Below are 11,225 nucleotides of genomic sequence, written 5' to 3'. Positions count from 1 at the left end.
TATGTGTTGTTCTTTTCGTTTGTGTGGGGTGGTTTTGTCTGCGGGGGTGTGTGGTGTAACTGTTTTCAGTGACGGGCCGGGGCGCGCCGCGGCCCGCGGCGCGCCCTCCGGAACGAGCTCAGCCGTGCAGCCGGCCGAGGTAGTCGCGGTCCACCGCGACCAGCGACACGCTCACGTACCCGTCGAGCAGGGCCTTCGCGTCACTGTCGGCCTCGTACGCCGGCGACGGCACCACGTCGTACGACAGCTGGTACGTCCCGTCCGCCGCCGGGACGTACTTCACCCAGCCCGAAGCGACCCGGCTGACCTTCGTCCAGCGCACCGGCGACGCTCCCGCGCCCGGCGCCACGTCCGGCTGGTTGACGTTGACCAGGGCCATGTCCTGCACGAACTTCCACGTCCGGGGCGACGCCAGCAGGCTGAGGGTGACGTCGGCCGCGGCCCGGTATGTCTCCGTCGACGGGGGCGTGGCGCCCGAACCCGCGCTGACCGCCAGCGCCGGCAGACCCCGCTCGATCGCCACCGAAGCGGCGCCGACCGTGCCGGACATGCTGATCGGGATGCCGGTGTTCTGGCCCGCGTTGATCCCGGAAAGGACCAGGTCCGGCCCGCTCGTCCAGCCGAGCCGCTGCGGCAGGATGCCGGTCAGCGCCAGCTCGGTCACGTCCGCCGGGGTGAGGGACGCGCTGCCCGGGCCGCACGGGGTGGCGCCCTGGCACGCCCCCAGCACGAGCCCGTGCCCCGGCGCGCCCGCGCAGTCCGCGGCGAACTCCGCCGGCACCGCCGGCGGCGCGACGGACGACGTGAACGACACCGCCGTGGACCGGCCCTTGCCGCCCTGGACCGCCCACGGGCCGACGATCGCCACGTCGGCTCCGGCCCGGCACAGCGCCTGCCGGAGCACGTAGATGCCCCGCCCGTCCGACCCGTCGGGCTTCGCCGCCTGCACCGAGTCGTCGTTGACCAGCAGAACCTTCTTGCCCCCCAGCGAAACCGGTTGATCGGGCCGCGGGCTGGCTTGGGCGGGCACGGCCAGCGACAGGGCAACCACCGCCGCGACCGCGACGCGCAAAGCCTTGAACCGCATCGCCACCTCCTCATTCGTTCGGAAAACTCAATCGTTCGGAATCGGCGGGGCCAGGGTAGCGAGAACAGCGGTGGCGAGGGGGTGTTTCGGCGGTTTCGCCGGCGAGCCCGCCCCGGACCGGGACGGGCTCGCGGTTGACACTCCTTTGTGGACGGTTACGGCACCGGGGCCGCCTGGGCCCGGGCCACGGCCTCGTCGCGGTCGGGTTGCAGCAGGTAGCCCGCGCGCAGGGCCCGGTCGGCCGCCGCGGTGAACCTGGCGACGTAGGTGGCGTGGTCCGGGTACAGCCGCCGGATCCGGTCCGGCGTCAGCGGTGTGGTTGTGCCCAGCAACAGGCACGCGCCGGGCACGTTGCCGCCACTGTTGTCGGGGGAGTAGGACGCCACCGGGACGTCCAGGTCGGGCAGCCGGACGCCGCCGAGGGCGTTCTGGTCGCCGTCGCGCAGGATGATCAGGTTGAGCAGCATCGAAATCGGCGCCGCCGTGGGCGGGGCCGCGCCGCCGCGGGCCCAGCGGTCCAGGTAGCGGAACGCCGCGTTTTCCGCATACCGGAAGGTCATGCTGTTGACCGGCTTGTCGCACGTCGTCGGGGCGCCGCCGTTGATGGACCCGTCCCGGGCGTTGGCCGCGTTGTACAGGTCCAGCCCGTACTGGTCGGCGTGGGCGGTGCCGGCCACCTCCCAGGTCCGCACCTGCGCGGCGTCCTGCCGGACCGAGGCGGACGCGATGACGTCGGTCTCCGACTGCAGGACGAACACCGGGACGCCGAGATCGGTGCGGATCTTCGCCGACAGCGGCCCGACGACGCCGTCGCCGATCGGGGCCGCGAGCGCGGCCCGGCCGTGGATCAGGAAGCCCTGGTAGCTGCGCCGCACCGGCTGGATCGCGTTGGCGAAGGTGGTCAGCCGGAGCGCGGACTGCGAGTGTCCGGAGCCCAGCACGACGGTCGGCGTCCGCCCGCCCAGCAGCTGCGGGTTCGCCCGGACCGCCTGTGCGGCCTGCGCAAAGACATCGTAGGACAGCGCGTCCCCGCCGAGGTCCACCGCGGCGTACCGGGCGGGGTCGAGGCTCTTGAGCTTGTCGGCACCGGCTTTCTGGGTCGTCACGCCGACGTAGGCGTAGCCCTCGCGGATGAAGTGCTCGTAGGACTGCGAGAAGTCCACCGGGATGTCGACGCCGAAGCTGACGTTGAGCCATTCGACCACGACCGTGCCGGTGAACCGGGCGGCGTCGCGCGGCCGCACGACGACCATCCGGGTCGTGTACGGGGTGCCGGTCGAGGCCACGCGCGTGGCCCAGCGGCCGGCTTCGGTCCACAGTCCCACCTGGTCGAACGTGTCGGCCTGGCCGGACAGCAGGTACTCCTCTTCGACGTACCCGCGGGCGGCGAGGTCGAGGACGCCGTGGGCGCCGCTCACCGGCCAGCCCCGCCCGGCGTTCGCGGGCACCGCCGTCACGGTGGGCGCGGCGGCGGACGGTCCGGCTTGGGCGACCCCGGGAAGCACCGAGGACGGCAGGAGCACGGTCAGCAGCACGAGCAGGGCTCTGCGCATGGGTAAACCCTTCTGGTGGGCGACGGCCCGCGAAGCGGCTCCCGGCTCCCCGAACCGTCCACATCGGACAGTGAGGCGGCGACCGGCCCGGTCACCGCCGTTGTCTTTACCCGCCGGTAATGGCCGGGGGCAACGTCCGGTCCGCGAATCGGGGGGAATCCACCCGGGATCGCTCAGGGATGTGACAACTCGACGGGCCCGGCACTCGGCGGAAAGCGAATTCACAGAATGTCCTTTCGGCGCCGCAACCTTGCGCAGGGGTCGCTCGTTGCGCGACTATCTCGGGACGTTCTGCACGTGCATCCGCACGGCGAGGGGGTGTGGTGACCGAAGTGGCGCCGGCGGTGGCCGGGACGACGGACGTCCCTGGCGACGCGGCTTTGATCGCAGCGGTCCGCGGTGGCGACATCGCGGCCTACGGCGAGCTCTATGACCGGCACCTCCCCGCCGCCCGGCGGGTGGCGGCCGCGATCGCGGCCGACCCGGCGGAGCGGGACGACCTGGTCGCCGAAGGATTCACCCGCGTACTACGGATTCTGCGTTCCGGCGAAGGCCCGGACGAGGATTTCCGGCCGTACCTGCTGACGACCATCCGGAACACGATGATCAGCTGGCGTCGCCGCGACGCCGCCGTCTCGGTGGTGGCCGAGGTTCCGGATGTGACGCCGAGCGCAGGGAGTGACGAGCCGGTCGGCGACCGGATGCACGCCAACGTCGCCGCGGACGCGTTCGCGAGCCTGCCCGAGCGGTGGCGGACGGTGCTGTGGCGGACCGAGATCGTCGGGGAATCGCCCGCGCGGATCGCGGAAGACCTCGGGATGACCCCGAACGGAGTAGCGGCGCTGGCCTACCGCGCCCGGGAGGGCCTGCGCCAGGCCTACCTGGACCAGCACGTCCCCGAAGCGCGGCGGCGCACCTGCAAGAACGTCTCCGCGCAGCTGGCCAAGTTCGTGCGCGACGGCATCTCCGACCACAAGGCGCACCGGATCGCCGCCCACCTCGACCGCTGTGCCGACTGCCGGAGCCTGGCCACCGGCCTCCGGGAGCTCAACGAGGAACTGCCGGCCTCCGTCGCCCCGCTCATCCTGGGCATCCCGGTCGCGACGCACTGGCTCACCGCGACGGCGACCGGGTCCGGCGCCGCCGGAACCGGCGTTTCCGTCCTGTCGTGGGCGACGGCGGCGAAGGTGGCGGCCGCGGGCGCGGCGCTGGTCACGACGGTGACGATCGGCGCGAGCACGTCCAGCGAAGCTCCGCCGCCGCTGTCCGGCGGCGAGGGCACGACGACCCAGCCCGTGCCGACCGGGCCGCAGGCCGGTTCCCGCGCCGGACTCCCGCCCGGCGGTGTCGCGCCGACGTCGGAGGCCGCGGGGACGGTGCCCGGCGCCACGGACGTGCAGCCGACCGGCGCGCAACCGGCGGGCGAGTCGGCGGGGGCCGCGGACTCCGGGGCCCCGGCCGTGACGGGCACCGGGAACGGCAACGGCAACAACGGGAACGGCACCGGGAACAACGGCAACGGCCTCGGGAACGATCCGGCCGCGAAGGAGTCCAAGAAGGCGGCCAAGGAGTCGTCGAAGGCCGCGAAGTCGTCCGCGAAAGAGTCGAGGAAGGCCGAGAAGACGAAGAACCCCGGGGAATGACCCGGCGCCGCGCGGCGCCGGGTCATCCCGCTCAGCAGGGTTGCAGCAGCCAGCAGAGCCGGTAGTTCGCCTGGTAGGTGGCGCCCGTCGCCGGCGCGACGACGTTCTGCGTCCGCGCCCCGCCGTGCGCCCAGCCGGTGAAGGCGTACTTCATGTTCAGCGGCGGCAGGTTCTGCGGGCTGTTCGCGCTGATCGAGTTGGTCGATCCGGCGATCACCGTCCGGGAGAACGGCGTCCGCTGCTGGGTCCCGCCGACGGTGAGCATCGCCTGGCTCGGGCTCGAGGTGAAGTTCAGCGTCACCGTCTTCGGCTGCAGGTCGATCGTCTTGGACCCGGTCCGGCCGGTGGAGTCCGTCGCGGTCAGCGTCAGCTGCAGGTACGACGGGTACTCGTGGTCCGGCGCGACGAACGACCCCGCCGCGACGCCCGGGAAGTCCTGGACGTTGTGGGTGTGGCAGGTGCCGTTGGCCGCGCAGTGCCGGATGGCCAGCCGCCAGGACAGCGCCGAAGGTGGCAGCTCGCCGTCCTGGGCGTCGACGGCGCGGCCGGAGAACGGCACCGTCTGGCCCACCGACCAGTTCAGCGTGGTGGCCGGGGTGTCGATGACCGGCACCGGGTCGAGCCCGGCCGGGGTCCCGACGGTCACCCGGACCGTCGTGGTCGCCGAAGCGCCGTGGGAGTCGGTCACCCGCAGGCCGGCGTCGACCGCCGCCGCGGTGGTGTAGGTCCAGGTGGGCTTCGGGGCCGCGGAGTCGTCGTAGGCGCCGTCCGCGTCGAGGTCCCACGCGTAGGACAGCGTGTCGCCGGCGTCCGGATCGGTGGAGCCGGTGCCGTCGAACTGGACGGTCAGCGGTGCCGGGCCGCTGGACGGCGTCGCGGTGGCCGCGGCGACCGGCGGCCGGTTGCCGCTGCCCGCGTAGCTCACCCGGCGCAGTTCCCCGGCGCCCAGCGCGACGTAGAAGAGGTCACCGCCGGGACCGGTGAGCACCTGCACCGGCGTGTTGACGCCGGTCACGAACGGTACGAGCTTGCTGGGGCTCGGCTGGCCGGAGGCCGTCTGCATCGCCCAGATGCAGCCGCGGGATGAATCGGCGAAGAACAGCGCGCCGGCGTACTCGGCCGGGTAGTTGCTGCCCGATTCGAAGGCGATCCCGCTGATCGAGGAGCCGCCGGTGGGACACGGGTCGGTGGCCACCACCTTGGCGCTGTGGTTGTAGGCGTAGAACGGCGCGGTCTGGCCGCCCGCCGAGTACAGCGATTCGCAGCGGTCGAGGTTCGCGCCGTCGTAACCGGCTTGGCGGCCGGTGCCTTCGAAGCAGGGCCAGCCGAAGTTCTCGGCCACGGCGTCGCCGGCGTTCGCGACGCGGTTGATCTCTTCCCAGGTGTTCCAGCCGACGTCACCGGCCCACAGCTCGCCGGTGCCGGGCCGGAACCCGAACCGGAACTGGTTGCGCGAGCCGTAGGCGATGACGCGCCGGGCGTTGGCGTCGGAACTGCTCGCGAACGGGTTGCCGGGCAGGCCGTCCCCGGTGTCGGGGTCGATCCGCAGCAGCGCGCCGTTGAGCAGCACCGGCTGCCCGGCGGCGCGGCGCGGGGACTGCGACCGCAGCGCGCCGCCTTCGGCCGACGGTGGGCTGAGGTTCGTACCGGCCGGTGAAGGCGGGTCGGCGCAGGGGTTCCCGACCTGGCCGTAGTCGGCGAAGTTGAAGCTGGCGCCGTCGCCGCCGCCCGCGTACAGGGCGCCGTCCGGGCCGAAGGCGAGCGCGCCGACCGAGTGGCTCGGGTACTGCTGGCACCAGCCGGTGACCAGCGGTTTCTCGCTGACCGCCGTCCCGCCCGGGCCCATCGTGAGCTGGGAGACGCGGCCGGTCACGACGCAGCCGGCGTCGGTCGCACCCGGCGGTGTCGGGCAGGTGTCGCCCCACTTCGGCGCGGTGCCGCCCGGGAGGGCGTCGAGGGTGTAGGAGACGTAGACGTACGGCCGGGCCGGGAAGGCCGGGTCGACCGCGAGCCCGAGCAGGCCGCGGTCCCAGAAGTCCTGGGTCGGGGTGCGCAGGTCGGCGAACACGGTCGCGGTCGGATCGGCCAGGTTGTCGAACACCTTGACCAGCCCGCTCTTCTCCGCGACGAACACCCGCCCGTCGGGGGCGAAGGCGGCGGCGGTCGGCGAGCTGAGGCCGCCGATGGCGAGCGTGTCGGTGAAGCCGGCGGGCACGGCCGCGGCGGCGGGTGCCGCGACGGCGAGCGCCACCGCGAGCGGCACGACCACCCCCGCGGCCAGTGCGCGTCTTGATCTTCGCGAAACCAGGAAACGACGTGGACCCATCACGAACTCCTCCTGCGGCGGGGACCGGACTGGCGCGAACGCCGTCCGGTATGGCGCCCGGCGTCCGAAAGTTGTTACGCCGACGCAAGAAAAACGCACGAACAGCTCAATCCCGTTAAGGGTCAACGACTTACCGCCGCCTCAACCTGCGGGACACCCGTCCGATTCCAGTGGTAACTCACTGTTGATATCACTGATGCTAACGTGGTTAGTATCAGTGTGAACGTCGAGAAGGGGCACGCCATGATCGTCATCACCGGGGGCACCGGCCGGCTCGGGTCGCGCATCGCCGACTGCCTGCTCGAGCGGGTGCCGGCCGCCGAGATCGGGGTCAGCGTCCGCGATCCCCGCCGGGCCGCGGAGCTCGCCGCGCGGGGTGTCCGGGTCCGGCGCGGTGATTTCGCCGATCCGGAATCGCTCGCCGACGCGTTCGAGGGGGCGACCCAGGTCCTCGTCGTGTCGACGGACGAAACGGGCGCCGAAGCGGTGGCGCACCACGTCGCGGCGGTCGAAGCCGCACGCGCGGCGGGGGCGAAGCGGGTTCTGTACACGAGCCACCAGGCCGCGGCGGCCGATTCGCGGTTCGCGCCCATGGCCGACCACGCCACGACGGAGGGCCGCCTCGCAGGGGCGCCGTTCACCGCTCTCCGCAACGGTTTCTACGCGAGCACGGTGCCGTTGCTGCTGGGTGGGGCGTTGGAGACCGGCGAGCTGGCGGCACCGGCCGACGGCCCGGTTTCCTGGACGGCGCACGCCGACCTGGCCGAAGCCGCGGCGATCATCCTTGCGGAGGAAGGGCGGTTCGACGGCCCGACGCCGCCGCTGACCGCCTCGGTGGCGTTGGATCTCGAGGATGTCGCTGCGCTGCTGACCGAGCTGACCGGGCGTTCCGTCCGGCGGGTCGTGGTGTCCGATGACGTCTGGGCGGCCGGGTTGGTCGGGCACGGCGTTCCGGCGGAGCGGGCGGAGTTGCTGCTGGGGATGTTCCGGGCGGCTCGTCGTGGTGAGTTCGCCACGGCCGGGCCGGACCTCGAAGCCCTCCTCGGCCGCCCGGCCACCCCGCTCCGGACCGTCCTCGCCGAGGCACTCGAGCTATAAACCGGGTGTATAAACTCCGGCTATACACACCGTGTACAGTCGCCGTCATGTCGATCGGACTCACCCTGCTCGGGTTGCTGGAAAACGGCCCCCGGCACGGTTACGACCTGAAACGCGCCTACGACGACCGCTTCGGGCATGACCGCCAGGTGCACTACGGCCAGGTCTATTCGACGCTGGCGCGGCTGCTGAAGCAGGGGCTCGTCGAGGCCGACGGCGTCGAGGTGGACGGCGGTCCCGAACGGAAGCGGTACGCCATCACCGACGCCGGGGTCGCCGACGTCGCCGGGTGGCTGGCCACGCCCGAAAAGCCCGATGCCTACCTGCACAACACGCTCTACACCAAGGTGGTGCTCGCACTGCTGTCCGGGCGGCCCGCCGCGGACGTCCTCGACGTCCAGCGGGCCGCCCACCTCGACGCCATGCGTGCGCTCACCCGCCGCAAGACCGGCGGCGACCTCGTCGACCAGCTCGTCTGCGACCACGCGCTGTTCCACCTGGAGGCCGACCTCCGGTGGCTCGAACTCACCGCCGCCCGGCTCGACCGGCTGGCGGAGGCGATCCGATGAGCGAGCTGCTGCTGGAGGCCGCCGACGTCCGCAAGGCGTTCGGCCCCACCGAGGCCCTCTCCGGGGCGAGCCTGCAGGTGCGCGCGGGGGAGATCGTCGCCCTGATGGGCCCGTCGGGGGCCGGCAAGTCGACACTCCTGCACTGCCTGGCCGGGATCGTCCGGCCGGACGCCGGGACCGTCCGCTACCTCGGCGCGGACCTGGCCACCATCTCCGACCGGGCGCGCTCGGCGTTGCGCCGCACCGAATTCGGGTTCGTCTTCCAGTTCGGGCAGCTCGTCCCGGAGCTCACCTGCCTGGAGAACGTGGCCCTGCCCCTGCGGCTGAACGGCGACCGCGGCCGCGCGGCCGTGCAGCGGGCGCGGGCGATGCTGGCCGAACTCGACCTGTCCGGTGTCGCCGGGAAACGGCCGGGGGAGGTGTCCGGCGGGCAGGGGCAGCGGGTCGCGGTGGCCCGTGCGCTGGTGACCGCGCCGCGGGTCGTCTTCGCCGACGAGCCGACCGGTGCGCTGGACTCGCTCAACGGCGAGCAGGTGATGCGGCTGCTGACCACGGTCGCCCGCGAACGGGACACCGCGGTCGTCCTGGTGACGCACGAAGCGCGCGTCGCGGCGTACTCCGACCGCGAGGTGGTCGTGCGCGACGGCCGGACGCGGCAGCTCGAGGTGACCCGGTGATCCGGCGCTGGGTGGCCGATCTGCTCCTCGGCGTGCGGCTGGCGATCGGCGGCGGCGGGGCCCGGACCGCGCTGGTGCGGCTCACCCTGATCACCGTCGGCGTCGGCCTCGGCGTCGCCGTCCTGCTCACCGCGACGTCGCTGCCGCAGATGCTCACCGCTCGCGGCGAGCGGTCCGCCGAGCGCACGCCGCTCGCCGGGGCCGTCCCCGGGGTCGACGCCGTTCACGTCGTCGGCCGCAGCGACGAGTTCCGCGGGCGCGGGATCCAGGGCTTCCTGGTGCAGCCGACCGGGCCGCACCCGCCCGCGGTGCCCGGCGTCGACCGGCTGCCGGGGCCCGGCGAGGCGGTGCTGTCCCCAGCCCTGCTGGACCTGCTGCGGTCACCGGCGGGGGAACTGCTCCGCCCGCGGTTCCCGCAGCGGGTGGTCGGCACCATCGGCGACGACGGGCTGACCGGGCCGAACGAGCTGTACTTCTACCTCGGTTCCGACACCGTCGTCCGGCAGCCGCAAGCCGTGACGGTCAGCGAGTTCGGCCGCCTGACCCAGCGGCGCGCCCTCGAACCGATCGAGCTGCTGCTGGTCGTGCTGGGCGCGACGACGTGCCTGGTGCCGGTGTTCGTCTTCGTCGTCACGAGCACCCGGCTCGCCGCCGCGTCCCGCGACCGGCGCCTGGCCGCGCTGCGCCTGGTCGGCGCGGACCGCGGCCAGGTGCGCCGGATCGCCGCCGGGGAGGCCCTGCTCGCCTCGCTGGCCGGGCTCGCGGCCGGAGCGGGCCTCTTCCTGGTCGTGCGGGCGCTCGTCCCGCGGATCACGGTGTCCGCCTTCCGCGGCGGGATCTTCGCCGCCGACGTCGTGCCCGACTGGCGCCTGGGCCTCCCGGCCTTGCTGGCGCTGCCGCTGCTGGCGTGCGCGACGGCCGTCTTCGCGCTGCGGGGGGTCGTCATCGAGCCGCTCGGGGTGGTGCGGCGCGGGACGCGGCTGCGGCGGAAGCTCTGGTGGCGCCTCGTGCCCCTGGTGGCCGGCGGGGCCTTGCTGGCCGGCAAGCCGGGCACCGAAGACACCCGGGACCCGCTGGTGGTCGGCGGGGTGGTGCTCGTCCTCGTAGCCGTGCCCCTGGTGCTGCCGTGGCTGGTCGAACGCGTCGCGGGCATGCTCGGCGGCGGTTCGCCCGCCTGGCTGCTGGCCGTGCGGCGGCTCCAGCTGGACAGCGCGACGGCCGCGCGCCTGGTCAGCGGGATCGCGGTGGTGCTGGCGGGATCCATTGCGCTGCAAGGCGTCTACGCCCGTGCCGAAAGCGACCGGCCGGTGGACCGGGACGTCCGGGTGCTGGCGACCGCCTTCGCCACCACGCTCGCCGACGTCCCGGCCTTCGCCACCGCGCTCCACGCCCTGCCCGGGCTGGGCGGCATCCCCGTGCAGACCCGCGCCATCCTGTACGACGCCGCGGGCCGGAAGGTCTCCGCCGTCGTGGGCTCGTGCGCCGAGCTCGAGGTCGCCGACTGCCGCGACGGTGACGTCTACGCGACGGGCACCGCGGCGGCCGGGGACTACCGGCCCGCACCCGGGGACCGGCTGTGGTTCTACGACGCACGGCAGACCGACCCCGCGGCGCCTCCACAGTGGACGGTGCCGGCGGGCTACCACGTCACCGGCGGCGCCGGCGAGGCGCCGGCCCTGCTCGTCACGACGGCGGCCCTGCGCACGGCGACGAGCGTCGGGCTGAGCTCGACCGCGCGGATCCCGGCCGCCGGGCCGGATCTGGTGGAGCAGGTGCGCAACGCCGCGGGCTGGAACGGCGTCGTCAGCTCGCTGGGCACCGAACGGGACGGCACCTACGCGCTGATCACCCGGGTGCTGTCGGTGGGCTCGCTCGTGGTGCTGCTGCTCGCGGCGGCCGGCCTGCTGATCGCCGCGGCGGAGCAGCTGCGGGAACGCCGGCGCAGCCTCGCCGCGCTGAGGGCGGGCGGTGTCGGGCGCGGGGTGCTCGCCCGGTCGTTGTTGTGGCAGCTGGCGATCCCGGTGGCGGTGGCGGTGGTCGTCGCCGTGCTCGCCGGGCTCGGCCTCGATTGGCTGCTGCTCACGCTGGTCGTCCACCGCCCGATGGTGGTCGACGTGGCGACCACCGTGCTGCTCACGCTGACCGCGGCCGCGGCGGTGCCGGCCGTGACCGCGGTGACGTTGCCGGCGCTGTGGCGGACGTCGAGCCTGGAGCACCTGCGGGAGGAGTGAGGCGGCGGTACAACCGCCGTACAAGGCCGGTGTACGGATTT

General features: G+C 73.4%; 8 protein-coding genes. 5 read left to right on the top strand and 3 right to left on the bottom strand.

All coding sequences use genetic code 11. The annotated features are described in order from the left end of the window. Positions 1-118 precede the first annotated feature (118 nt). On the bottom strand, positions 119-1,087 hold the full coding sequence (surE, locus tag ACWDN5_RS32480) for a 5'/3'-nucleotidase SurE (protein ID WP_449678946.1): 969 nt from the start codon (positions 1,085-1,087) through the stop codon (positions 119-121). Between the two features lie 155 nt (positions 1,088-1,242). Continuing rightward, positions 1,243-2,640, bottom strand: a complete 1,398-nt coding sequence (locus ACWDN5_RS32475; protein WP_449678945.1) for an alpha/beta hydrolase domain-containing protein — start codon at positions 2,638-2,640, stop codon at positions 1,243-1,245. A 323-nt stretch (positions 2,641-2,963) separates the two neighbouring features. Between ACWDN5_RS32475 and ACWDN5_RS32470 the strand changes: the two genes are divergently transcribed. Further along, positions 2,964-4,283, top strand: a complete 1,320-nt coding sequence (locus ACWDN5_RS32470; protein ID WP_449678944.1) for a sigma-70 family RNA polymerase sigma factor — start codon at positions 2,964-2,966, stop codon at positions 4,281-4,283. A gap of 31 nt (positions 4,284-4,314) precedes the next feature. On the opposite strand, the gene ACWDN5_RS32465 is transcribed toward ACWDN5_RS32470, so the two are convergent. Further along, positions 4,315-6,609, bottom strand: a complete 2,295-nt coding sequence (locus tag ACWDN5_RS32465; RefSeq protein WP_449678943.1) for a PQQ-dependent sugar dehydrogenase — start codon at positions 6,607-6,609, stop codon at positions 4,315-4,317. A gap of 219 nt (positions 6,610-6,828) precedes the next feature. Here ACWDN5_RS32465 and ACWDN5_RS32460 point away from each other — a divergent pair, with 219 nt between their 5' ends. From ACWDN5_RS32460 to ACWDN5_RS32445, 4 genes are read left to right on the top strand one after another with little or no spacing between them, the layout of a single operon-like run. Further along, complete coding sequence (locus tag ACWDN5_RS32460; RefSeq protein WP_449678942.1) at positions 6,829-7,707, top strand: NmrA family NAD(P)-binding protein; 879 nt, start codon at positions 6,829-6,831, stop codon at positions 7,705-7,707. Between the two features lie 47 nt (positions 7,708-7,754). Beyond that, entirely contained in the window at positions 7,755-8,276 is a 522-nt protein-coding gene (locus ACWDN5_RS32455) for a PadR family transcriptional regulator (protein WP_310969988.1), read from the top strand. Continuing rightward, positions 8,273-8,953 carry an ABC transporter ATP-binding protein gene (locus ACWDN5_RS32450; RefSeq protein WP_449678941.1) on the top strand — a complete coding sequence of 227 codons (681 nt, stop codon included), beginning with the start codon at positions 8,273-8,275 and terminating at the stop codon, positions 8,951-8,953. The genes ACWDN5_RS32455 and ACWDN5_RS32450 overlap by 4 nt, the downstream gene beginning before the upstream one ends. Continuing rightward, positions 8,950-11,184, top strand: a complete 2,235-nt coding sequence (locus ACWDN5_RS32445; protein ID WP_449678940.1) for an FtsX-like permease family protein — start codon at positions 8,950-8,952, stop codon at positions 11,182-11,184. The genes ACWDN5_RS32450 and ACWDN5_RS32445 overlap by 4 nt, the downstream gene beginning before the upstream one ends. The last annotated feature ends 41 nt before the right edge of the window (positions 11,185-11,225 follow it).

Source organism: Amycolatopsis sp. NPDC003731, assembly GCF_053586895.1.
The sequence above is the reverse complement of the archived record's forward strand: the minus strand, read 5'-3'. Positions and strand labels throughout refer to the sequence as shown.

Bases quoted from the DNA above. Each gene is read 5' to 3' on its own strand.
- ACWDN5_RS32475 (WP_449678945.1), bottom strand. From the start codon at position 2,640: ATGCGCAGAGCCCTGCTCGTGCTGCTGACCGTGCTCCTGCCGTCCTCG.
- ACWDN5_RS32455 (WP_310969988.1), top strand. From the start codon at position 7,755: ATGTCGATCGGACTCACCCTGCTCGGGTTGCTGGAAAACGGCCCCCGG.
- ACWDN5_RS32450 (WP_449678941.1), top strand. From the start codon at position 8,273: ATGAGCGAGCTGCTGCTGGAGGCCGCCGACGTCCGCAAGGCGTTCGGC.
- ACWDN5_RS32465 (WP_449678943.1), bottom strand. From the start codon at position 6,609: ATGGGTCCACGTCGTTTCCTGGTTTCGCGAAGATCAAGACGCGCACTG.
- surE (WP_449678946.1), bottom strand. From the start codon at position 1,087: ATGCGGTTCAAGGCTTTGCGCGTCGCGGTCGCGGCGGTGGTTGCCCTG.